Source organism: Stenotrophomonas sp. ZAC14A_NAIMI4_1 (assembly GCF_003086915.1).
Lineage (GTDB): Bacteria > Pseudomonadota > Gammaproteobacteria > Xanthomonadales > Xanthomonadaceae > Stenotrophomonas.
In genome coordinates this window covers 1,781,285-1,804,901 of the sequence record NZ_CP026002.1, presented here as the reverse complement: position 1 = coordinate 1,804,901, position 23,617 = coordinate 1,781,285, and the positions used below count along the sequence as shown (strand labels likewise).

The 23,617-nt window shown below is 66.6% G+C and carries 17 protein-coding genes, 3 tRNA genes and 1 pseudogene; 11 read left to right on the top strand and 10 right to left on the bottom strand.

Translation table 11 applies throughout. The features are described from left to right. The first annotated feature begins 143 nt into the window (after positions 1 to 143). The 10 genes from C1926_RS08320 (at position 144) to C1926_RS08275 (ending at position 12,786) form a co-directional block, all read left to right on the top strand. A complete protein-coding gene (locus C1926_RS08320; RefSeq protein ID WP_079223402.1) occupies positions 144 to 1,190 on the top strand; it encodes a rod shape-determining protein in 1,047 nt (348 codons plus the stop codon). Positions 1,191 to 1,308: 118 nt separating this feature from the next. Then, positions 1,309 to 2,331: a rod shape-determining protein MreC gene (gene mreC, locus C1926_RS08315; RefSeq protein ID WP_108758859.1), complete on the top strand. Its 1,023-nt coding sequence runs from the start codon at positions 1,309 to 1,311 to the stop codon at positions 2,329 to 2,331. Then, positions 2,328 to 2,813 carry a rod shape-determining protein MreD gene (gene mreD, locus C1926_RS08310; protein WP_079223400.1) on the top strand — a complete coding sequence of 162 codons (486 nt, stop codon included), beginning with the start codon at positions 2,328 to 2,330 and terminating at the stop codon, positions 2,811 to 2,813. Before mreC ends, mreD begins: the two co-directional genes overlap by 4 nt. A 3-nt stretch (positions 2,814 to 2,816) precedes the next feature. Then, positions 2,817 to 4,898 carry a penicillin-binding protein 2 gene (gene mrdA, locus C1926_RS08305; protein ID WP_108758858.1) on the top strand — a complete coding sequence of 694 codons (2,082 nt, stop codon included), beginning with the start codon at positions 2,817 to 2,819 and terminating at the stop codon, positions 4,896 to 4,898. Beyond that, a complete protein-coding gene (rodA, locus tag C1926_RS08300; protein ID WP_079223398.1) occupies positions 4,895 to 6,007 on the top strand; it encodes a rod shape-determining protein RodA in 1,113 nt (370 codons plus the stop codon). Before mrdA ends, rodA (C1926_RS08300) begins: the two co-directional genes overlap by 4 nt. Positions 6,008 to 6,117: 110 nt before the next feature. Further along, on the top strand, positions 6,118 to 7,218 hold the full coding sequence (gene rodA, locus C1926_RS08295) for a rod shape-determining protein RodA (RefSeq protein ID WP_108758857.1): 1,101 nt from the start codon (positions 6,118 to 6,120) through the stop codon (positions 7,216 to 7,218). A gap of 479 nt (positions 7,219 to 7,697) precedes the next feature. Then, positions 7,698 to 8,846 (top strand): lytic murein transglycosylase B, encoded by a 1,149-nt coding sequence (gene mltB / locus C1926_RS08290; protein ID WP_108758856.1) that lies wholly within the window; start codon positions 7,698 to 7,700, stop codon positions 8,844 to 8,846. Continuing rightward, a complete protein-coding gene (locus C1926_RS08285) occupies positions 8,843 to 10,123 on the top strand; it encodes a septal ring lytic transglycosylase RlpA family protein (protein WP_108758855.1) in 1,281 nt (426 codons plus the stop codon). Before mltB ends, C1926_RS08285 begins: the two co-directional genes overlap by 4 nt. A 98-nt stretch (positions 10,124 to 10,221) precedes the next feature. After that, entirely contained in the window at positions 10,222 to 11,439 is a 1,218-nt protein-coding gene (locus C1926_RS08280) for a D-alanyl-D-alanine carboxypeptidase family protein (protein WP_079223392.1), read from the top strand. 112 nt (positions 11,440 to 11,551) lie between these two features. After that, positions 11,552 to 12,786, top strand: a protein-coding gene (locus tag C1926_RS08275; RefSeq protein ID WP_254057384.1) for an IS3 family transposase whose coding sequence is annotated in 2 segments (ribosomal slippage) — positions 11,552 to 11,903 and positions 11,903 to 12,786 — 1,236 coding nt in all. Because the reading frame shifts where the segments join, the coding sequence is not laid out codon by codon here. Between the two features lie 6 nt (positions 12,787 to 12,792). On the opposite strand, the pseudogene tuf reads toward C1926_RS08275, so the two are convergent. The 6 genes and pseudogenes from tuf to C1926_RS08245 all read right to left on the bottom strand — a co-directional run. Continuing rightward, positions 12,793 to 13,944, bottom strand: a pseudogene (gene tuf, locus C1926_RS08270) (elongation factor Tu); the annotation flags it as partial. A gap of 39 nt (positions 13,945 to 13,983) precedes the next feature. Continuing rightward, positions 13,984 to 14,059, bottom strand: a tRNA-Thr gene (locus tag C1926_RS08265). A gap of 48 nt (positions 14,060 to 14,107) precedes the next feature. Further along, positions 14,108 to 14,181, bottom strand: a tRNA-Gly gene (locus C1926_RS08260). Positions 14,182 to 14,207: 26 nt separating this feature from the next. Further along, positions 14,208 to 14,293: transfer RNA gene (locus tag C1926_RS08255), tRNA-Tyr, on the bottom strand. Between the two features lie 137 nt (positions 14,294 to 14,430). Continuing rightward, positions 14,431 to 15,447 (bottom strand): isoaspartyl peptidase/L-asparaginase, encoded by a 1,017-nt coding sequence (locus tag C1926_RS08250; RefSeq protein WP_108758854.1) that lies wholly within the window; start codon positions 15,445 to 15,447, stop codon positions 14,431 to 14,433. A gap of 90 nt (positions 15,448 to 15,537) precedes the next feature. Further along, on the bottom strand, positions 15,538 to 16,518 hold the full coding sequence (locus tag C1926_RS08245; RefSeq protein ID WP_254057409.1) for a cyanophycinase: 981 nt from the start codon (positions 16,516 to 16,518) through the stop codon (positions 15,538 to 15,540). 216 nt (positions 16,519 to 16,734) lie between these two features. On the opposite strand from C1926_RS08245, the gene C1926_RS08240 reads away from it, so the two are divergent. After that, positions 16,735 to 19,473, top strand: a complete 2,739-nt coding sequence (locus C1926_RS08240) for a TonB-dependent receptor (RefSeq protein ID WP_108758852.1) — start codon at positions 16,735 to 16,737, stop codon at positions 19,471 to 19,473. Between the two features lie 630 nt (positions 19,474 to 20,103). On the opposite strand, the gene ychF is transcribed toward C1926_RS08240, so the two are convergent. The 4 genes from ychF to C1926_RS08220 all read right to left on the bottom strand — a co-directional run bounded on the left by ychF (position 20,104) and on the right by C1926_RS08220 (position 23,607). Then, positions 20,104 to 21,195 carry a redox-regulated ATPase YchF gene (gene ychF / locus C1926_RS08235; protein ID WP_079220741.1) on the bottom strand — a complete coding sequence of 364 codons (1,092 nt, stop codon included), beginning with the start codon at positions 21,193 to 21,195 and terminating at the stop codon, positions 20,104 to 20,106. A gap of 99 nt (positions 21,196 to 21,294) precedes the next feature. Then, entirely contained in the window at positions 21,295 to 21,873 is a 579-nt protein-coding gene (gene pth / locus C1926_RS08230) for an aminoacyl-tRNA hydrolase (protein WP_079220740.1), read from the bottom strand. Between the two features lie 48 nt (positions 21,874 to 21,921). Then, positions 21,922 to 22,539 carry a 50S ribosomal protein L25/general stress protein Ctc gene (locus C1926_RS08225; protein ID WP_079220739.1) on the bottom strand — a complete coding sequence of 206 codons (618 nt, stop codon included), beginning with the start codon at positions 22,537 to 22,539 and terminating at the stop codon, positions 21,922 to 21,924. A 108-nt stretch (positions 22,540 to 22,647) separates the two neighbouring features. Further along, complete coding sequence (locus tag C1926_RS08220; protein ID WP_025879147.1) at positions 22,648 to 23,607, bottom strand: ribose-phosphate diphosphokinase; 960 nt, start codon at positions 23,605 to 23,607, stop codon at positions 22,648 to 22,650. Positions 23,608 to 23,617 lie beyond the last annotated feature (10 nt).

The following is a 23,617-nucleotide window of genomic DNA, read 5'->3' as shown; positions in this document are numbered from 1 at the left end:
CGCAAACCCAGCCAAGTCGCGGGTTCAGCTAGTTTTTTCCTTGCTCGCCGGGAAGCGGGTTGCTAGGCTTGTCGGCCTCGAATTCTGCCCATTTTTTCGCCATCCCGCGGCGGGCACGACACCCCTCAGGACTCCTTCCTCAGATGTTCAAGAAACTCCGTGGCATGTTCTCCAACGACCTGTCCATCGACCTGGGCACGGCCAACACCCTTATTTACGTGCGTGGGCAGGGGATCGTGCTGAACGAGCCGTCGGTCGTGGCCGTGCGCCAGGACCGTGCCATCGGTGGCACCCGCTCGGTGGCAGCCGTAGGCGCCGAAGCCAAGCAGATGCTGGGCCGTACCCCGGGCCACATCACCACCATCCGCCCGATGAAGGACGGCGTCATCGCCGACTTCACCTACACCGAGGCGATGCTCAAGCACTTCATCAAGAAGGTGCACAAGTCCCGCGTGCTGCGCCCGAGCCCGCGCGTGCTGGTCTGCGTGCCGGCCGGTTCGACCCAGGTCGAGCGCCGCGCCATCCGTGAATCGGCCGAGGAAGCCGGTGCCCGCGACGTGTTCCTGATCGAAGAGCCCATGGCCGCCGCGATCGGCGCCGGCATGCCGGTCACCGAGGCGCGCGGTTCGATGGTCATCGACATCGGCGGCGGCACCACCGAAGTGGCGGTGATCTCGCTGAACGGCATCGTCTATTCGGCATCGGTGCGCATCGGTGGCGACCGCTTCGACGAGTCGATCACCAACTACGTCCGCCGCAACCACGGCATGCTGATCGGTGAAGCCACCGCCGAGCGCATCAAGGTCGAGCTGGGCTGCGCCTACCCGCAGGCCGAGGTCATCGAGATGGAAATCTCCGGCCGCAACCTCGCCGAGGGCGTGCCGAAGATGATCAAGATCAGCTCCAACGAAGTGCTCGAGGCCCTGCACGAGCCGCTGTCGGGCATCGTCAGCGCGGTCAAGCTGGCCCTGGAACAGACCCCGCCGGAACTGTGCGCCGACGTCGCCGAGCGCGGCATCGTGCTGACCGGTGGTGGCGCCCTGCTGCGCGACCTGGACCGCCTGATCTCCGAGGAAACCGGCCTGCACGTGCAGGTGGCCGACGACCCGCTCACCTGCGTGGCCCGCGGTGGCGGTCGTGCGCTGGAACTGGTCGACATGCACGGCAACGAGTTCTTTGCGCCGGACTGAGGCCTGCCGCTTGGTCTTCCCTGCAGCGCCCTTCCGGGGTGTGGCCCGCTGCTGCGGGCCGGCACCGGCGGGGCGCCGCCGTGTTTCCCCTTCGCCCTCAGCTGATTGAACTGTTGCCGTGCCGCCTTACGCCGGTCCTCCCGTAGCCTCCCGATCCGGTGACGCCGCCAGTCCGTTGCGACTGCTCGCCTACCTGGCCATGGCCATCATCCTGATCGTGCTGGACGACCAGGCCGGTTGGCTGGCGCGCGTGCGCGCCCAGGCCGATGCGCTGGTGCAGCCGGTGTGGGCGCTGGCCGGCCTGCCCGGCAAGCTCAGCAACCAGGTGCGCGACAACGCGGCCAGCCATGGCCAGCTGGTGGCCGAGACCCGTGAACTGCGCAACCAGCTGCTGCTGGCCAACGCGCGCCTGACCCGCCTGCAGACCGCCGCGCTGGACAACGCCCAGCTGCGCGAACTGCTGAACGTGGCCGAGCGCAGTGGCCTGGACGTGCAGCTGGCGCCGATCCTCGATATCGACCTGGACCCGGTGAAGCAGCGCCTGGTGCTCGATGCGGGCAGCCGCGACGGCGTGCACGTGGGGCAGGCAGTGATCGACGCCGGCGGCCTGATGGGGCAGGTGATCAGCACCACCGGTGGCACGTCCACCGTACTGCTGTTGACCGACCCGGACCATGCCGTGCCGGTGACCGTGGCCCGCAACGGCGTGCGCCTGATCGTCTACGGGCGCGGCGACACCCTGCAGCTGCGCGACATTCCGCTGAGCGCGGGCGTGGAAGTGGGCGATGAGATCGTCACCTCCGGCCTGGGCGGGCGCTTCCCGCCGGGCTTCCCGGTCGGCACGATCACCGCGCTGCGCCCCGATGACACCCATGCCTTCCTGGTGGGCGAACTGAAGCCTGCGGCCCAGCTGGACCGCGGCCGCGACGTGCTGCTGCTGCGCCCGGGCGCAGCCATCCGGATCCCGCCGGAGCTGCGCCAGAGCCTCGAAGCCAGTGCAGCCGGTGGCCCCGCCGAGGGTGATGCGCTGCCCGCCGGCACCGCGCCGGCCACCCCAGCCGCCTCCCCGGTAGTGCCGGCCGCTGGCCGGCAACCGCAACCGCAACCCACCCAGCCCACGCCGCAGGAGCCCGCACGATGAGCCGCCTGCGCGACAACCCCTGGGTGCTGCCGGCCAGCCTGGTCGTGGCCCTGCTGCTGGGCCTGCTGCCGCTGCCCGCGCTGCTGCAGCCGCTGCGCCCGTACTGGCTGGCCCTGGTGCTGGCTTACTGGGTCATCGAGGCGCCTGAGCGCGTCGGCCTGGGCATCGCCTTCACCAGCGGCGTCATCGCCGATCTGCTGTATGGCGGCGTGCTCGGCGAGCAGGCCATGCGGCTGGTGATGCTGGCCTTCATCCTGCAGCGCTTCCGCGCCCGCATCCGCTTCTTCCCGATGTCGCAGCAGATGCTGGCCATCGGTGGCCTGCTGTTCAACGACCGCATCGTCAGCGCGCTGGTGCACATCCTGGTGGGCGAACCGACCCTGCCTTGGTCGTACTGGTGGGCGCCGCTGCTGGGCATGGGCCTGTGGCCGCTGGTGTTCGTGCTGCTCGATGCAGTGCGCTTCGGCAAGCGCGGGCGCTGAGCCATGATCCCGCGTCGCCAGGTCAAGAACCCGCACGCCGAAGCCGAACAGTTCCGCCGCCGCGCGACGCTGGGCTTCCTCGGCGTGCTGGTCTGCCTACTGGGCCTGGGCGGCTGGTACTTCAAGCTGCAGGTGCTGGACCACGACATCTACGCCACGCGCTCGGAAGCCAACCGCATCAAGCCGCGGCCGGTGGTGCCGGGGCGCGGCATGATCTACGACCGCAACGGCCGCCTGCTGGCCGAGAACGTGCCGGCCTTCCGCCTGGACGTGACCCCGGACAAGGTCACGGACATGGACGCCACCCTGGAAGGGCTGGCCAAGATCATCAGCATCAGCCCCGAAGAGCTGGAAGCGTTCAACAAGTCGCGCAAGGCGCGCCGCAAATTCCTGCCGGTCACCCTCAAGCTGCGCATGACCGATGAGGAAATGGCGCGCTTCGCGGTGGACCGCTGGCGCTTCCCGGGCGTGGAGCTGGAACCCTACCTGACCCGCCGCTACCCCTATGGCGACCTGTTCGCGCACATCATCGGCTACGTCGGGCGCGTGGACGACAAGGATCTGGAGATCCTCGGTGAAGGCAACGCGGCACTGACCCACATCGGCAAGTCCGGCCTGGAGCGCTATTACGAGCAGCAGCTGCGCGGCAAGGTCGGCTACGAGCAGGTCGAGACCAACGTGCAGGGCCGCGCCATCCGCACCGTCGGCCGGGTGGCCGCGCAGTCCGGCGCCGACCTGCGCCTGTCCATCGATGCCGACCTGCAGCGCGCGCTGGTGGCTGCCTTCGGTGAGCAGGAAGGTTCGGCCGTGGCGATGGACCCGCGCACCGGCGAAGTGCTGGCGATGGTCAGCCTGCCGTCGTACGACCCCAACCTGTTCGTCAACGGCATCTCGCATGCCGATTTCAAGGCACTGAACGACAACCCGTCGCGCCCGCAGTTCAACCGCCTGGTGCTGGGCGGCGTCGCCCCCGGTTCCACGCTGAAGCCGCTGATCGGCCTGGCCGGCCTGGATTCGGGCGTGCGCCGCCCGGAAGACAAGGTGCTGTCCACGGGCATGTTCTACCTGCCGGGCACCTCGCGCGGCTGGGGCGATTCGCACCGTGGCGGCCATGGCTGGACCGACCTGCGCAAATCCATCGCCCAGTCGGTCAACACCTATTACTACCGGCTGGCGCTGGACCTGGGCATCGAGCGTTTCGACCATTACATGGAGTACTACGGCTTCGGCCAGCCGACCGGCATCGACCTGACCGGCGAGATCGGCGGCATCCTGCCGTCGCCGGCGTACAAGCGCAAAAGCCGCAAGGAAGCCTGGTACCCCGGCGACACCGTCAACATCAGCATCGGCCAGGGCGACTGGAAGGTCACGCCGCTGCAGCTGGCACGCGGCGTCAGCGCGCTGGCCGATGGCCAGCTGCGCACGCCGCACCTGGTCATCCAGCAGCGCGAGGGGTTCGACAGCGACTGGGTGGCCTCTGCACCGGGCCCCAGCAAGCCGGTCAGCCCCAACCCGAACAACCTGCAGGCCGTGCGCGAAGGCATGATGGCCACCATGCTGCCCGGCGGCAGCGCCGCGCGCATGGCCGTGGGCGCGCCGTACACCATGGCCGGCAAGACCGGTACCGCGCAGGTGGTCAGCCGCAAGGGCACCGCCGCGGTGAACCCGAAGAGCCTGCCGATGCACCTGCGCCACCGCGCGCTGTTCGTGGGTTTCGCGCCGGTTGAACAGCCGGTCATTGCCCTGGCCATCGCCGTGGAAGGCGGTGGCTACGGTGGTTCGGCCGCCGCGCCCATCGCGCGCAAGGTGTTCGATGCCTACCTGCTGGGCAAGATGCCCGAAGGCATGCAGCCGCTGGATGCCGAGCGCGGCACCACCGTCATCGGCGTGACTGCGTTCGACAACGAAGACGCCAGCGCGCGCCCGGCCGGTGATGCGGCCGCCGCGCAGCTGGGCGAGCATCCGGTCGCGGTGGGAGTGCCCGCGCCCGCACCGGCGCCTGCCCCGGCACCCGGTGCGCCGCCGGCAGCGGCCGCCGCCTTGCCCGCCAGCCCCCGTTCGCCCCCTGCGGAGCCCGCACGATGAGTGACTTCCTGCGCTGGGCCGGCGATATGCTGCGGCGCTTCTTCAGCTCCCTGGACTGGGTGCTGTGCCTGGCCCTGGGCATGCTGATGGTGATCGGCCTGGCCACGCTGAAGAGCGCGGGCGGCGACAGCCTGGTGATGGCCCAGGGCGCGCGTTTCATTGTCGGCCTGGCGGCGCTGTGGGCCATCTCACGCGTGCCGATCCTGCGCATCCGCTCGGCGACCCCGCTCATCTACGCGATCTCGATGATCCCGCTGCTGGCCGTGTTCGTGCTGGGCACCGGCAAGTACGGCCGGCAGTGGCTGGACCTGAAGTTCTTCTACCTGCAGCCGGCCGAACTGCTGAAAGTCAGCCTGCCGATGATGGTGGCCTGGTACCTGCACCGCATGCCGCTGCCGCCGCGCTTCAACACAGTGCTGGTGGCGATGGTCATCATCGGTGTGCCGACCGGCCTGGTGATGCTGCAGCCGGACTTCGGTACCGGCGTGCTGATCGCCGCCAGTGGCGTGTTCGTGCTGCTGCTGGCCGGCCTGCCGTGGTGGTGGGTGGGGCTGGGCGTGGGCGGCGTGGCCGCGGTCGCGCCGGTGGCCTGGTTCTGGCTGCTGCGGCCGTACCAGAAGGACCGCATCATGATGTTCCTCGACCCGGAGATGGACGCGCTGGGTGCCGGTTGGAACATCATCCAGTCGAAGATCGCGATCGGGTCCGGTGGCTTCGATGGCAAGGGCTGGGGCGAAGGCTCGCAGTCGCACCTGAACTTCATTCCCGAGCAGACCACCGACTTCGCGTTCTCGGTGCTGAGCGAGGAGTTCGGCTGGATGGGCGTGGCCCTGGTGCTGACCCTGTACCTGGTGGTGATCGGGCGCTGCCTCTGGATCGCCAGCCAGTCGCGCGATTCGTATTCCCGGTTGCTGGCAGGCGCCACGGGCCTGGCGTTCTTCGTCTACGTGCTGGTGAACGGCGGGATGATTTCCGGCCTGCTGCCGGTGGTGGGCGTGCCGATGCCGCTGATCAGTTACGGCGGTACCTCGGCGGTGTCCCTGCTGGCCGGCTTCGGCCTGGTGATGGCCGTGCGCAGCCACAACCCGGTGCACGGCGGCTACGGCTGAAACCGGCATCGGGGTCGGACCCCTCCTCGCAGAGGAGGGCTCTGACCCCAACGGCCATCCCCGGCGGCAGCGGAAAGCTTCACGCAAGCGCCGCCCGCTACCGTGCCTGCGTGGAATGGAAACGTGTGTTTGGCATCTGCCGCGAGGCGGTGCGTACGATCGATCTGCCATTGCTGCTTGCGTTGCTGCTGCTGATGGCGGCCGGATTGGCCGTGCTGCACAGCGTCTCGGGCCCGGTGGCCGGGCAGGCCGCGCGGTTTGCCGGTGGCCTGGGAGCCATGTGGCTGCTGTCGCGGGTATCGCTGCTGCGCCTGCGCGCGTGGACCCCGGCGTTGTACGCGTTGTCGATGCTGCCCTTGATGGCGGTCTATGTGGTCGGCACCGGCAAGTACGGCCAGCGCTGGCTCAACCTGGGCGTGTTCTACCTGCAGCCCTCCGAGCTGCTCAAGCTCAGCCTGCCGCTGATGATGGCCTGGTACCTGCATCGCCAGCCGCTGCCACCATCGCCGCGCACGGTGCTGACCGCCGCAGCGCTGATCGGCGTGCCTGCGGTGCTCATCCTGCTGCAGCCCAACCTGGGCACGGCCACTCTGGTAACCGCCAGCGGCGTGTTCGCGCTGCTGCTGGCCGGCCTGCACTGGGGCTGGGTGGTGGCCGGCCTGGCCAGCGTTTCGATGGCCGCGCCGCTGGCCTGGTTCGGCCTGCTGCGGCAGTACCAGAAGGACCGCGTGCTGACCTTCCTCGACCCGGCAGCCGATCCGCTGGGTACCGGCTGGAACATCCTGCAGTCGCGCATCGCCATCGGTTCGGGCGGTTGGGAAGGCCGTGGCTGGGGGCAGGGCACGCAGGCCACGCTGGATTTCCTGCCCGAGTACACCACTGACTTCGCGTTCTCGGTGCTGGGCGAAGAATTCGGCTGGATCGGCGTGGCGACGATGTTCGCGCTGTACCTGTTCGTGGTGGGGCGCTGCCTGTGGATCGCCGTGCAGGCGCGCGACACGCATGCGCGGTTGCTGGCGGGCAGCCTGGGGCTGGCGTTCTTCGTGTACGTGCTGGTGAACGGCGGGATGATTTCCGGCCTGCTGCCGGTGGTGGGCATCCCGATGCCGCTGGTCAGCTATGGCGGCACCTCGGCGGTATCGCTGCTGGCAGGCATCGGGCTGGTGATGGCGGTGCGCAACCACAATCCGGTGCACGGCGGCTACGGCTGACCACGGAATCGGGGTCGGATCCCTCCTCGCAGAGGAGGGCTCTGACCCCATTGCTCGACATCACCGACACAGCTTCCCCGCCGACGAAGTTCCATAAAAAGTGCGGACCAATTCACACTTTGACGTAGCGTTGATCCGGATCAATGGACTTGTCGTAATCGGCCTGCACAATGGCGGCCCGTTCGGCACGGCGCGCCGTCTGTAGATGCAGCGCGAGGGGGCGCCGGGCGGGAAAGCAGTACTGGTCCAACGGATACAGGGAGCGCGGGGCACTGTCACTGGGGAGCGACAGCCGCGCAGGTATCGACAGGATCCGGTCGCCGGTTGCGCCTGCGGGGATGGGGGCGCAACCGGCAACCTCTGCCTGAATGGGGCGGGGTGATCACGGCGCCTTCACATTTCCCGCTGAACGCGCGCAAATCGTTGTGATTCATGGTGTTAGGGGTTTTAATTCATCCATGACCTGCTAACCTGCGACGATGATTCGACGCTCCCTGGCCTGCTTGCTCACCCTCGGTCTGGTCGCCTGCGCGACCCAGCCGACGTCCCCGCCGACTTCACCCCAGGCCAGCAGCACGCCGCGCCACCCGGCCGGCAAGCCCGCGCAGGGCCCGGCCGAAGCCGCCCCGGAAGCCACCGCCGCCACTGCGCCGCCGGTCGACCTCACCCCGGTGCCGTTCGAAACCGCCCGCGCCAATTTCATTGCCGATACCGCCAAGCGCTATGGCCTGGCACCGGCCGAGATCGCCCGCGTGCTCGACCAGGCGCAGGTGCGCCAGCCGATCATCGCCGCCATGTCGCGGCCCGCCGAGCGGGTCAAGCCGTGGAATGAATATCGTCCGATGTTCATCAGCAAGGCACGCATCGATGGCGGCCGCGCGTTCCTGGCCGAGCACCGCGCCGAGCTGGACCGCGTGCAGCAGCGCACCGGCGTGCCGGCCGAAGTGATCGTGGCCATCATCGGCGTGGAAACCAGCTACGGAAAGAACGCCGGCAGCCACCGCGTGCTCGATGCGCTGTACACGCTGGCCTTCTATTACCCGCGCAGCGGCGACCCGGCCAAGCTGGAACGCGAAGTGCGCCGCGAACTGTTCTTCCGCGACGAGCTGGCCAAGCTGTTTGAGCTGGGCCGCGAAGAGAAGCTGGACATCACCACGCTCAAGGGCAGTTATGCCGGTGCGATGGGCATGGGCCAGTTCATGCCGTCCAGCTACCTGGATTACGCCGTGGATGGCAACGGCGATGGCCGCCGCGACCTGTTCACCAGCTACGACGACGTGTTCTCGTCCATCGCCAACTACTTCGTGAAGAAGGGCGGCTGGGTGCGCGGCGGCCAGGTGGCGGTGCCGGCCACGCTGGCCCCGGGCCGCGAGGAATTCAACCCGACCGAGTGGATGCCCACCTGGACCCTGGCCGACCTGGCCCAGCGCGGCTACCAGCCCAGCGCGCCGGTACAGCCGGGTGCCACCGCCACCCCGATCACCCTGGAAGCCAGCAACGGCAAGCAGTACTGGCTGGGCTTCCAGAACTACTACGCGATCACCCGCTACAACCTCTCGAAGATGTACGCGATGGCCGTGTTCCAGTTGTCGCAGGCCATTGCCGGACAGGAGCTGCCCCCGGCATGAACATCAGATGGCTGGTCCCCGGAATGGTCGTGCTGGCGCTGGCGGCCTGCAGCAGCGCACCGGACAAATCCAGTGCCGGCCATGGCGGCAAGGTGCCCAGCACGGTGGTGCAGGGCAAGGGCAAGGGCGGGCGCCCGCCGCACTGCCCGGACGGTTCGCCGTACGCGGCCGCCACCGAGGATCTCAGCACCCGCGGCAACTACACCGCCGGCGGCCTGTACAAGCCGGGGGTGAAGGACACCACGCCCAGCTACGTGCCCAACGTGGCCTGCATTCCCGAGCCGGAAGTGACCGCCATCGAGCGCTCGGTGATCGGCAACAAATCGCCGTACGTGGTGCTGGGCAAGTCGTACAAGGTGCTTGATGACACCCATGACTACGTCGAGCGCGGCACCGCGTCGTATTACGGCGCCAAGTTCCACGGCCGCCTGACCTCCAACCGCGAGGTCTATGACATGTACCAGTTCACCGCCGCCCACAAGACGCTGCCGCTGCCCAGCTTCGCCCGCGTGACCAACCTGGACAACGGTGAATCGGTGATCGTGCGCGTCAACGATCGTGGCCCGTTCCATGATGGCCGCGTGGTCGACCTCAGCTACGCCGCCGCCGTGCGCCTGGGCATCACCCAGCGCGGCACCGGCAACGTGGAAGTGCGCGCGCTGCAGCCGGGCGAAAGCAACCTGCTGGCTCAGAAACCCTCGCGCCGCGAGCGCCGTGCGGCCGAAGCCGCGGCGGCTGCCACGACCGTCGCCGCCGCACGCCCGGCACCCGCCCCGCGTGCCGCCGCGCCCAGCGACATCGACCGCCTGGTGCAGCGCCTGCCCGCCGATGGCGCGCCGGCCCGTGGCCAGCCGGCCACCACCCAGGCCGCCAACAGTGCCCTGCCTGAGGTTGCGGTGAGCAGCCTGCCGCCGGCCGCGCCGCCGGTGCGCAGCGTCGCCGCCGCACCCGTGGCCGTCGCCGCCGCCACCCCGCGTGCCAGCACGACGCCGGTGCGCAGCGCGCCGCCCGCCGCCCCGGCCCCGACGCTGTCGCAGCAGGTGGTAGGCGCGGTGATGGTGCAGGTCGCCAGCTTCTCCAGCCGCGACAACGCGACCCGCGCGATGGGCCAGCTCAACGCCGCCGGCATTGTCGGCGCGACCATCAGCGACATCGCCGCTGGCGGCCGTACCCTGTTCCGCCTGCGCGTACCCGCCAGCGACCATGCCAGTGCCGCGGAACTTGTCGGCCGCATCGCAGGTCTTGGCCTGGGTTCGCCGCAGATCGTCAAGGATTGATCCGCCCGGGCCGGTGCTGCCGGCCCCTGCCACACCGGCCTTACAATGGCCCTTCGTACCATCCTCCATTCTGGCCGTCCCCTGGAGCCTGCAGTCCAATGAATTTCCGTTCCGCCGCCACCGCCCTGGCCGCCACCCTGGTGGTTGGCCTGGCTTCCGCCCAGACGCCGCTGCCGACCCCGGCCACCCCGGCGCCCGCTGCTGCTGCCGCCCCGGCGGTCGTCGCCACCCCGCCGGCCCCGGTGCCCAGCACGTCCAAGGCCTGGATCCTGATGGACTACGCCACCGGCCAGATGCTGGCGGGCGAGAACGTGCATGAACAGCTGGCCCCGGCCAGCATCACCAAGGTGATGACCTCGTATGTCGTGGCCGCCGAAGTCAAGAACGGCAAGGTCCGCGCCGACGACCAGGTGATGATGAGCGAGCGCGCCTGGCGCGAAGGCGGCGCCGGCACCGACGGCAGCTACAGCGGCTTCCCGGTCAACCAGACCGCGCGCCTGGAAGACATGGAAAAGGGCATGGCGATCCAGTCCGGCAACGACGCCGCGATCGCCCTGGCCGAGCACGTGGCCGGCAGCGAGGAAGCCTTTGCTTCGCTGATGAACAGCTACGCCGCCAAGATCGGCATGAAGGATTCGCACTTCGTCAACGCCCACGGCCTGAGCGCCGAAGGCCACCACAGCACCGCCTACGACCTGGCGCTGCTGGGCCGCGCGATGGTGCGTGACTACCCGGAAACCTACGCCTACAACAAGGTGAAGGAATTCCAGGTGGGCAACATCAAGCAGCCCAACCGCAACCTGCTGCTGTGGCGCGATGGCAGCGTGGACGGCATCAAGACCGGCCACACTTCCGAAGCCGGCTACTGCCTGATGAGCTCGGCCCAGCGCGGCGACCAGCGCCTGATCGCCGTGGTGCTGGGTGGTTCGTCGGAAAAGCAGCGCGCCGATGACAGCCTGGCCCTGCTCAACTGGGGCTTCCGCTTCTTCGAAACCCACCGCCTGTATGAGCCGGGCAAGGCCGTGGCCGAGCACAAGGTGTGGAAGGGTGCCACCGACAAGGTGCAGCTGGGCGTGGCCCAGCCGATGCTGGTGAGCGTGCCGCGCGGTCGCTACAACGACCTGAAGCCGAGCATCGACGTGCCCAAGACCCTGGAAGCCCCGTTCACCGCCGGCCAGCAGATCGGCACCGTCAAGGTGACCCTGGATGGCAAGGTCGTGGCCGAAGCCCCGCTGGTGGCCGTGGCCGCCGTCGAACAGGCCGGCTTCTTCAAGCGCCTGTGGGACAGCTTCTGGATGTGGTGGGAATCGGAATGATCCACGCCCTGGCGTGGTGAATGAAAAGGCCGGCGAAAGCCGGCCTTTTCTGTTCTGTATGACCCGTCCTGAATTGGGTTGACACCTTTTCCCTCTGGAAAAGGAATGTTCAATGAAATCAACAATCAGGCGCAGCCAGCGGGATTACTCGCTGGCCTTCAAGTTGTCGGTGGTCGACCAGGTCGAGCGCGGGGAACTGACCTACAAAAAAGCCCAGGAGCGCTACGGGATTCAGGGACGCAGCACGGTCCTTTCCTGGCTTCGGCGGCATGGTCGGCAAGATTGGTCAGGTGGGGCATCATTCCCTTCCATGAGCACTGTCCCCAAAGCCGGAGCGGCCAAGCCGCTTACGCCGGAACAACAGATCAAGGCCCTGCAGGTCCAGTTGCGGGAGGCAAACGAGAAGGCGCAGCTCTTCGAGGCCATCGTGGATGTTCTCAAAGAGGATTACGGGGTAAAAATCGTAAAAAAGCCTTCCGGCAAGTCCTCACGCAAAGGCGCCTCAAAGGCGTAAGCGTTGCAAGGGCTTGCCGCCACTTTGGCATCAGTCGGCAGGCGTTCTATCAGGCTGGGCACCGTCATCAGCGGCGAGGCGCTGCCAATGCCACGGCACTGGCGCTTGTGAACGATTGCCGCGCGCGCCAGCCTCGAATAGGCACGCGCAAGCTGCACCATCTGATTGAACCGAAACTGCAGGCGGCGGGGATCGATCTGGGGCGTGACCGTCTATTTGACGTGCTGCGAGAGGCACGGCTGCTGGTGCCGCAACGTCGCGCGTATCACAAGACCACCGATAGCCATCATCGCTTCCGCAAACATCCCAACCTGCTCAAACCCGGGGAAAATTGCGTAGTTCCCAATGGTTGCGAACAGGTGTGGGTGGCTGACATCACCTATCTGCCCACGGATGGAAAATTCGTTTATCTGAGCCTGGTTACCGATGCCTGGTCACGCAAGATTGTGGGCTGGAGCGTGAATGAGACGCTGCAGACCGAACATACCGCGCAAGCACTGGAAATGGCCCTGAAAGCCCGGAAAACGAGGCAGCGACTGATCCACCATTCGGATCGAGGCATTCAATACTGCTCGGACAACTACCAGCATATCCACGCCAAGCATGGCTTGGTCTGCTCGATGACCGACGGCTATGACTGCTATCAGAATGCTCTGGCAGAACGAGTCAACGGGATCCTGAAATGCGAGTTTCTGCTCCATCGCCCGCGGGACCTTGGGCAGGCCCGCCAGATGGTGGCTGAGGCAGTAGAAATCTACAACGCCGAGCGACCCCACCTGTCCCTTAAAATGCAGACGCCCGATGCGATGCATCGGGCGTCCTTGGCCGCCTGAAGGCGGCCGGCCACCTTCGCGGATTGCGAAGCGCAGGCCGGCGTCCATGGCGACCGGGTTGATCAGGGTGACAACCATCTTGATGTTGTCGCCCGGCATCACCATCTCGACGCCTTCCGGCAGCTCAACCGCACCGGTGATGTCGGTGGTACGGAAGTAGAACTGCGGACGGTAGCCCTTGAAGAACGGGGTGTGGCGGCCGCCCTCGTCCTTCGACAGCACGTAGACTTCGGCGTCGAACTTGGTGTGCGGCTTGATCGAACCCGGCTTGGCCAGAACCTGGCCACGCTCGACGTCGTCACGCTTGGTGCCGCGCAGCAGCAGACCGGCGTTGTCGCCTGCCTGGCCCTGGTCCAGCAGCTTGCGGAACATTTCGACGCCGGTCACGGTGGTCTTCTGCACCGGACGGATGCCGACGATTTCGATTTCTTCGCCGACCTTGATCACGCCGCGCTCGATACGACCGGTCACCACGGTGCCGCGGCCCGAGATCGAGAACACGTCTTCCACCGGCATCAGGAACGGCTTGTCGACGTCACGCTCCGGGGTCGGGATCCAGCTGTCGAGAGCTTCGACCAGCTTGATCACGGCCGGCACGCCGATGTCGCTCTGGTCGCCTTCCAGCGCCAGGCGGGCCGAACCCGAGATGATCGGGGTGTCGTCGCCCGGGAAGTCGTACTTGCTCAGCAGCTCGCGGACTTCCATTTCGACCAGTTCCAGCAGCTCGGCATCGTCAACCATGTCGGCCTTGTTCAGGAACACGACGATGTACGGCACGCCGACCTGACGCGACAGCAGGATGTGCTCGCGGGTCTGCGGCATCGGGCCGTCAGCGGCCGAGCACACCAGGATCGCGCCGTCCATCTGGGCGGCACCGGTGATCATGTTCTTGACGTAGTCAGCATGGCCCGGGCAATCCACGTGCGCGTAGTGGCGCTCGGTGGATTCGTATTCGACGTGTGCGGTCGAGATCGTGATACCACGAGCCTTCTCTTCCGGAGCGGCGTCAATGGCCGAGTAGTCCTTGAACTCGCCGCCGAAACGCTCGGCACCGATCTTGGTCAGTGCGGCGGTCAGCGTGGTCTTGCCGTGGTCGACGTGACCGATGGTGCCGACGTTGACGTGCGGCTTGGTGCGCTCGAACTTACCCTTGGCCATGGCTGCTTATCTCGAATTCGTCTGGTGTGGTGCTTAAGATGGTGCTCACAAAAGGAATCGAACCTTCGACCTCTTCCTTACCAAGGAAGTGCTCTACCGACTGAGCTATGTGAGCGAGTTTTGCATTATGGCATGAACTCGATAATATTCAAAGTTCATTCAATGGAGCGGGAGACGGGAATCGAACCCGCACCATCAGCTTGGAAGGCTGAGGTTCTACCATTGAACTACTCCCGCACCGGGAATGTGCCACAACGTGAATCTGGTGGAGGGAGGTGGATTCGAACCACCGAAGGCGTAAGCCAGCAGATTTACAGTCTGCCCCCGTTGGCCGCTTGGGTATCCCTCCTTACCACCCCATCCCGTTGCCGCCGAAGCGTTGCGGTGTGTGGTGGTGAGCCGCTTATTCTGCTGATGGGACGGGGGGCTGTCAACGCTTTTTTCCATTTTTTTCACACGCTGTCGCAAACCCATTGATACGCAACGTTATTGCCCTGGCAGCACCAGGGTCTCGTTGGCGAAAATCGCGACATGGGGTACGCCGTCGGCGCCGATCCAGCCCCGATACATGCCCTGGGTGTTGAACGGCGTGGCTGCTTTTCCATCGGCCGACAGCACGATCGCCCCACCGTCGCCCCCCATCTTCGGGATGGTGTCGTTGATGACGCCCTTGCCGGCCTGCTCCGGCGTCTGTCCCTGGTAGCGCATGCGCGCGCAGATCTCGTGCGCGGCCGCGGTGCGGATGTAGTACTCGCCCCAACCGGTGCCCGACACCGCGCAACGCGCATCGGCCCAGGTACCGGCACCAATGATCGGCGAATCACCCACGCGCCCGTAGCGCTTGTTGGTCATGCCGCCGGTGGACGTGCCCGCCGCAAGATGGCCCTGCGGATCCAGTGCGACCGCACCGACGGTACCGAAGTGCTTTGCTGTCTCCAGATCGGCATGGGACTGGCCGCTGGCCTCTTCCTTGAGCGCGCGCTGCAGCTGCTGCCAGCGCTTGTCGGTGCGGAAGTACGAGGGATCGACCAGGCTGACGCCCTGCTCCACCGCGAATGCCTCGGCGCCCTGCCCGACCATCATCACGTGCGCCGATTTCTGCATGACCAGCTGCGCCAGCTGGATCGGGTTGCGCACGCGCTGCACGCCGGCCACCGCGCCGGCCGCCTGGGTGGCGCCATCCATCAGCGCGGCATCCAGTTCGTTGCGGCCGTCATGGGTGAATACCGCACCCTTGCCGGCATTGAAGGTCGGATCGTCCTCGAGCACGCTGATCGCGGCGGTCACTGCGGCCAGCGCGGGACGCCCGGCAGCCAGCTCAGCGTGGCCCTTCAACAGTGCAGCCTGAAGCGCGGCGCGCGCAGCCTTCTCTTCGGCCGGCGACAGATCCTTGCGCTCGACCCCTGCCCCGCCATGGATGACCAGCAGCGGTGAAGTGGACGGCGCTGCCTGCGCGAGCAGGGGCAGGGACAGCAGGGCGGACAGCGCCAGGCGCAGTTTCATCAGGTACGTCTCCAGGGAAATGGTTCGGTAGCGCCGGGCCATGCCCGGCGGAAGGTGCTGCGCGGCAAGGCCGCCGGCCCGCGGCCGGCACTACCGGCGGATGACTTCGATCTCGCCGTCGGTGATGTCGGCCATGGCCTGGAAGTCGACGTCGGCCTGGAAGTCATCCAGGCGCAGGCGGCCACCACTGGCAACCACGGTTACCGGCACCGCGTGGAACTGCAGGGGCTCGCCCTCCACCAGGCGGTCGGCGTCGCGGCCGGGACTGACCACCCAGACCTTGCCTTCGCCATCTGCGCTGTAGACCTGCGCCTGGCCGTCGGGCTCCACGCAGAGGGCCGTGTCCTCGTCCACGCCGATGCCGACCATGTCCGGATCACCACTCTCGCGGGCGGCGCGGGCAACGAACACGATCAGGCGGCCGAGGCGGTCGCGCTTGTCGAAGTGGGTGTCGGTGACCACGCGCTGCAGATAGGGCATGTGCAGGAAACCGCTGTCGAGGGTCACCGCACTGCCCATCGGGTCGGCCAGCGCGCCGGCCGAGGTGATGCTGCCGCCGTCCAGCGCGCCATAGGCATAGCCGCCGAGGATCGCCAGCCCGGCACTGGTGCCGGCAATCGGCTTGCCGGCCCGCACGTGTGCATTGAGGGCGCGATTGAGCGCGGTGCCCTTCCAGAAGCGGATGTAGCGCGACTGGTCGCCGCCGGCGATGAAGATGGCATCGGCGGCGGCCACCACGCGCAGCACCGCCGGATCGTCGGCACCGCGGCGGTTGTCGAACACCAGGGTCTGCACGGCGGTGGTACCGCCGATGTCGCGGTACAGGCGCTCCTGCAGTTCGTCGCGGCCCGATGCGCGCAGGATCAGCACGCGGCCGTTGCCGGCCTGGCGCAGCCACCACTGGAAGGCTTCGGGTACCCACTCGCCGCCCCCCATCAGCATCATCGCCGGCGCGCGCGGGCCGGGCCGGGGTGCATCCAGGTCGCCAATCTCGTAATAATCGAAGCCGGGGGACTGCAGGTCGCGGGGGTCCTGCGCTGATGCCAGCGGGGCCATCAGGGCCAGCACCATCCCCAGCAAGAGGCTTGAGCAGACGCGGCGGACAAGGGCGCTCATGGTTGATCTCCCTGAACAGAATCGGCTTGCAATCGTTTTCACTCTTTGCCAGATGAAAGACCTGTAGTCAAGAGCGTAAAAAAGGCGTTAAATGCGCGCGCCCATTCCGGATTGTGAATGGGGGACAGGGCCCCTCCTCTGCGGGCCGGCTTCATTCCCGAGATATTTCTCATGCGTAGACAGGCGATGGCGTGGTCGATCCAGCTGGCGTTGATGGGTGTTGCTGCCTCGGCAGCGGCCCAGAGCCCCGGCTCCTCTTCGGTGCAGCAACTTGATGCAGTCCAGGTAACCGGTTCGCGCATCCCGCGCGCGCAGGTGGAAGGCCCGGCACCGATCACGGTGATCAATGCCGAGGAGATCCGCTCCAGCGGCTTCACCACGGTGCCTGACGTGCTGCGTGCGATGACCCAGAACGGCGGCGAGACCCAGAGCCAGCAGTCCTCCAGCGGCGCCGACTTCTCGCCGGGCGCACAGCAGGTCGACCTGCGCGGGCTGGGCCCGAACCACACCCTGGTGCTGGTCAACGGCCGCCGCATCGCCGATTTCCCGATGCCCTTCCAGGGCCGCAGCAACTTCACCGACGTGTCCAACATCCCGCTGGGCATGATCGACCGCATCGAAGTGCTGACCGGCAGCGCGTCGGCCATCTACGGCTCGGACGCGATCGCCGGCGTGGTCAACTTCATCCTGAAAAAGAAGGCCGACGGCACCACGGTCGACGTGCGCATGGGCACCACCAGCGAGGGCGGCGGCGAGTCGTTCGACATGAGCCTGTCCAGCGGCTTCAGCAAGGGCAACTTCAATGCGGTCTACAGCGTGGAGCTGCATTCGCAGACGCCGCTGTGGGCCTATGAGCGCGACATCCAGGATTCGACCCAGGACGGGCCGACCGAAGGCTCGCGCATCGCGCGCCGCGCCTACCTGCGCACCGACTACAACGATGACTACCTGGACCCCGGCGCGGCCACCTGCGAAGCACTGGCCGGGCAGAACCAGGGCAGCACCTACCATGCCTTCCGCCCGCGCTATGGCTACTACTGCGGCAGTGATGCGTCGATCGGCTACGGCACCATCCTCAGCAAGCGCCGCGGTGCCAACGGCTATGCCGCGCTGAGCTATGACTTCGACAACGGCCAGCAGTGGTTTGCCGACGTGCAGATGGGCTATCACACGCTGGCGCTGATGCGCGACGTCACTTCGTGGGGACGCATGGCGGCCGACGGCGACGAGTCGGGCTACTTCAACAACGAGGCCACCGGCGAGATCGAATTCTGGCAGCGCCAGTTCTCGCCCGAGGAAATGGGTGGCCTGCGCAACGCCATGGTGCGCAGCACGCAGAAGACCTTCAGCGTGACCACCGGCTTCAAGGGCAACCTGGCGGGCAACTGGGACTACGAAGCGGCGCTGAGCCATTCGCAGTACCAGTCGCGGATCAGCTGGCCGCAGATCATTGCCGCCAAGGCCAACGACCTGTTCCTGGGCCCGCAGCTGGGCGAGGACGATGATGGCTTCCCGATCTACAACGCCGACCCGTCGCGCCTGTACCGGCCGCTGACCCGCGCCGAATACGAATCGATCGCCGCGCGCACGACCTACACGCCGAAGTCGCGCACCGAGACGGCGGCGCTCACCCTGACCAATGGCTCGCTGTTCGCGCTGCCCGGCGGCGACGCCGGTTTCGCCGCGACGGTGGAAGTGGGCCAGCAGGCCTATGCACTGAATCCCGACCCGCTGGCGACTGAGTATTACTACTACAGCTGGAAGGATTCGGACGGCAAGGGTTCGCGCAACCGCTGGGCGACCGCCGCCGAGCTGCGCCTGCCGCTGCACGACACGCTGAACCTGAGCGTGGCCGGCCGCTACGACCAGTACCGCTACTCGGGCCACACCATCGGCAAGGCGACCTGGAGCGGCGGCCTGGAATGGCGCCCCGTGGACAGCCTGCTGGTGCGCGGTTCCTACGGCACCGCCTTCCGCGCGCCGGACCTGCACTACGTGTTCGCCGGCCCGGGCAACGACGAGACCACGGCGGAAGACCTGTACAGCTGCCGTGCCGACGACGCCGATGACTGCTCCGACTACGAGCGCAACGTGATCCGCAGTCGCAGCGGCAACCGCGAACTCGACCCGGAGACCAGTACCTCGTGGAGCGCAGGCTTTGTCTGGTCGCCGGCCGCCGGCCTGGACCTGTCGGTGGACTGGTTCGACATCGACATGCGCAAGCAGGTGCAGGACATGGACGTGCGCACGATCCTGGCCAGCGAAGCGAACTGCCGCCTGGGCGACGCCGACATCACCTCGCCCACCTGCGTGGACGCACTGGCGCGGGTGACCCGCACCGCCGACGGCCGCCTGTACGGCGTGTACGTGAACCCGATCAACGTGGCACGCGAGTCAACCTCGGGCATCGACGTGGGCCTGCGTTACCGCCTGCAGACCGGCGCCGGCGACTTCATCTTCAACGGCACCCATACCTGGGTGAAGAAGCATGATTTCCAGCGCTACCCGGGTGATCCCATCGAAGACCAGTTCGCGGTGAACAGCGCCTTCGACATCCCGCGCACCAAGACCAGCGTCAGCGTGACCTGGGAGAAGGACGCGTGGTCGGCGACCGTGTACGGCTCGCGCCTGGGCAAGCTGCCGAACTCGGACAGCTACGACCAGGTGTTCGACGAGGACAGCGGCGACAGCCCGTACATCAAGGCCACCTACCGCTACAACGCCTCGGTGCAGTACCGCTTCGACGACCACTCGCGCCTGTCGCTGTCGGTGGTCAACGTGTTCAACAAGATGCCGCCGAAGGACGCCACGTATACGGCCTACCCGTACTACGACGTGTCCTGGTTCGACAGCGTGGGCCGTACGATCAACCTGCAGTACACCCACAAGTTCGGCGGCAGCGCGCTGTAAGCGCAGGCGGTTCCGCAGGACGTGGACGACAGGGCCCGCCATTGGCGGGCCTTGTTGTTTGGGAACCTGGCTTTGGTGGATGCCCACCTTGGTGGGCACTGCTTTGCCGCGCGCCCACCAAGGTGGGCGACTACCAGAGCATAAGAAGCGATGGGAACCTGGCTCTGCGCGCCCGCCGGGTTTTCCACACGACGCGTGGAAAGCGATGGGAACTTGGTGTGGACAAGTGGCCGCGAGCATTGCACCGCAGGCGTTTCCAGGCGTGGTGATTTTTTATCCACGCCTCCGGTTGTTTTCCACACCGTGCGTGGAAAGCGATGGGAACTTGATGTGGACAAGTGGGTGCGAGCGTTATGCCGCAGGCGTTTCCCAGCGTGGTGAAATTTTGTCCACGGCCCGACTGCACTGATCGGGGGTCGGAGCCCTTTCCCGTGGAAAGGGATCCGACCCCTCGGTTTTCCACACCACGCGTGGAAAGCGGTGGGGGTTTGGTGTGGACAAGTACGTGCGAACGTTGCACCGCAGGCGTTTCGAAGCGTGGTCATTTTTTGTCCAGCGCAGAAACCGATGCCGGAAACGCGAACGCCCCGCTCGAGGCGGGGCGTCCGGGGTCGATCCGTTGCCGCTGGATCAGACGTTGAAGCGGAAGTGCAGCACGTCGCCTTCCTGCACGCGGTATTCCTTGCCTTCCAGGCGCAGGCGACCGGCTTCCTTGGCACCCGCTTCGCCCTTGTACTTGATGAAGTCGTCATACGCGATGGTTTCGGCGCGGATGAAGCCCTTCTCGAAGTCGGTGTGGATGACCGCGGCGGCCTGCGGGGCGGTGGCGCCCTTGCGCACGGTCCACGCGCGGACTTCCTTCACGCCAGCGGTGAAGTAGGTCTGCAGGCCCAGCAGGCTGTAGGCCGCATTGATCACGCGGTTCAGGCCCGGCTCGCTCAGGCCCAGGTCGGCCAGGAAGGTGTCGCGGTCTTCGTCGTCAAGCTGGGACAGCTCTTCTTCGATCGCGGCCGACACCGGCACCACCTGCGCGCCTTCGGCGGCGGCGTGGGCGCGCACGGCGTCCAGGTGCGGGTTGTTCTCGAAGCCGTCTTCCAGCACGTTGGCGATGTACATCACCGGCTTCAGGGTCAGCAGGAACAGGTCACGGACCAGGGCCTTTTCTTCCTCGTCCAGGCCAACCGAACGACCGGACTTGCCGTCGGCCAGGGCAGCCTGCAGCTTGGCCAGCACCGGCTTGCGCGCGGCCGCTTCCTTGTCGCCACCCTTGGCGGCGCGCTCGGCGCGGTTCAGGGCCTTCTCGACGCTGTCCAGGTCGGCCAGGGCCAGCTCGGTATCGATGGTTTCGATGTCCGAGATCGGGTCGACCTTGTTGTTGACGTGGATGACGTCGGCGTTCTCGAAGCAGCGCACCACGTGGGTGATCGCATCGACTTCGCGGATGTGCGCCAGGAACTTGTTGCCCAGGCCTTCGCCGCTGGCTGCACCGGCCACCAGGCCGGCGATGTCGACGAACTCCACCGCGGTCGGGATGACCTTCTGCGGGTTGATGATCGCCGCCAGCTCACCCAGGCGCGGGTCCGGCACCGGCACGATGCCGACGTTCGGTTCGATGGTGCAGAACGGGAAGTTCGCCGCGGCGATGCCCGCCTTGGTCAGCGCGTTGAACAGGGTCGACTTGCCGACGTTGGGCAGGCCGACGATGCCGCATTTGATACCCATGGTGACAGCTCTCTGGGGTGAAAGTGATTGGGGAAACAGCGGCGTGGTCGCCGTTTTTCCAATCATTCTCCGTACCGACCAACGGTCGGTACCTACCGGTTATTTCGGGGTGTGCAGCCGCTTCATTGCTTCGTTGAAATCGCCCTGCACCGCCAGCGGCAGCACGTCGATGGCATCGTCGATGGCGCGTGCGATGAGCACGTCATCGTCCTTGGAGGGACGACCGAGCACCCAGCCCACTACGCGGTCCTTGTGGCCGGGATGGCCGATGCCCACGCGCAGGCGATGGAACTTGCCGTGCCCCAGCAGGCGCATGGTGTCGCGCAGGCCATTCTGGCCGCCATGGCCACCGTCGAACTTCAGCCGTACCGCACCGGGCGGCAGGTCCAGTTCGTCGTGTGCCAGCAGCGTTTCCTCCGGCTCGATCTTCCAGAACCGCTGCGCGGCGGTGACCGACTTGCCACTGAGGTTCATGAAGGTGGCCGGCTTCAGCAGCCAGACGGTCTGCCCGGCGATCTCGACCTTGGCGGTCTCGCCGAACAGCTTGCTGTCCACGTTCCAGCGTGCACCGGCTTTTTCAGCCAGGGCCTCAACGAAATGAAACCCGGCATTGTGCCGGGTCCGGGCGTGTTCCGATCCGGGATTGCCCAGACCGACGATCAGTCGCAGTCCTGCCATGGTTCCTTCCAGAACGGTGCCTGCCCGGAGGCAGGCACCGCCACTGTATTACTCGGCAGCCGGTGCTTCAGCGTCGGCAGCGTCTTCCTTGCCGTGCTTGGCGGTGACGATGGCGTCGTCGTGGTCCTTGCCCAGCGCCAGGGCCGGGATTTCCACGCCCTTCGGCAGCTTGATGTTGGACAGGTACACCACGTCGCCAGCGTTCAGGCCGCCCAGGTCGACTTCGATCGACTCCGGCAGGTCCTTCGGCAGGCAGCTGATGGTGACTTCCTTCAGTTCGTGGGTGACCACGACGTCGGCAGCCTTGCCAGCCGGCGAGGTGTCTTCGTTGATGAAGTGCAGCGGGACCGAAGCGGTCAGGGCTTCGTTCTCGTTCACGCGCAGGAAGTCCAGGTGCATGATCAGCTGCTTGAACGGGTGGCGCTGCATGTCACGCAGCAGCACGCGCTCGACCTTGCCATCCAGGTTCAGGTCCAGGATGGAGGCGTAGAACCACTCGTTCTGCTGGGCCAGCCAGATTTCGTTGTGGTCCAGGCTGATGGCGACCGGCTCGGCGGTGCCGCCGTACACGATGGCCGGGATCACACCAGCGTGACGCAGGCGGCGGCTCGCACCCTTACGCTGCAGTTCACGCTTGGTGACCTTGATTTCATGGGTCTTCGACATTTTCGACTACTCAGGTTGTTGCCTTGCCTTGCGGCGTGGCGATTGAAGATGCTTCCGCGACCAGAAGCACCCGGGGTGTGTCCCCACCGTTGCCGGCGGGGACGAAAATCAATCGACGTACAGCGAGCTGACCGACTCGCCGAAGGCGATGCGGCGCATCGTTTCGGCCAGCATTTCCGCCACGCTCAGCTGGCGGATCTTGCTGCACACCCGCGCTGCGTCCTTCAGCGGGATGGTATCGGTCACCACCAGTTCGTCGAGCTGGGAATTGGTGATGTTGTCCACCGCCGGGCCCGACAGCACCGCGTGGGTGCAGTAGGCGGCGACCTTGAGCGCACCGCGCGCCTTGAGGGCAGCGGCAGCGGCGCACAGGGTGCCGGCGGTATCGACGATGTCATCGACCATGACGCAGGTCTTGCCTTCGACGTCACCGATGATGTTCATCACGGTGGAGACGTTGGCGCGCGGGCGGCGCTTGTCGATGATCGCCAGGTCGGCGTCGTCCAGGCGCTTGGCCACCGCACGGGCGCGGACCACGCCGCCCACGTCCGGCGAAACGACGATCAGGTTCTCGGTGCCGTAGGCACGCCAGATGTCGGCCAGCAGCAGCGGGGACGCATACACGTTGTCCACCGGGATATCGAAGAAGCCCTGGATCTGGTCGGCGTGCAGGTCGACGGTCAGCACGCGATCAGCGCCAGCGGTGCTGAACATCTTGGCCGCCAGCTTGGCGGTGATCGGCACGCGCGAGGAACGCATGCGGCGATCCTGGCGCGAGTAGCCGAAGTACGGCACCACGGCGGTCACGCTGGCCACCGATGCGCGCTTGAGCGCGTCGATCAGCACCAGCAGTTCCATCAGGTTCTCCGCGCTCGGCGCCGAGGTCGGCTGGATCACGAAGACGTCCTGCTTGCGGACGTTCTCTTCGATCTCGACCTGCACTTCACCGTCGGAGAAGTGCGAGACCAGCGCCTTGCCCGGGCGGACTCCCAGTTCCTTGCAGATGTTCTGCGCCAGACGTTTGTTGGCGTTGCCGGAAAAGACCAGCAGGTTCGGGGACTCTTGCATCATGATTGTC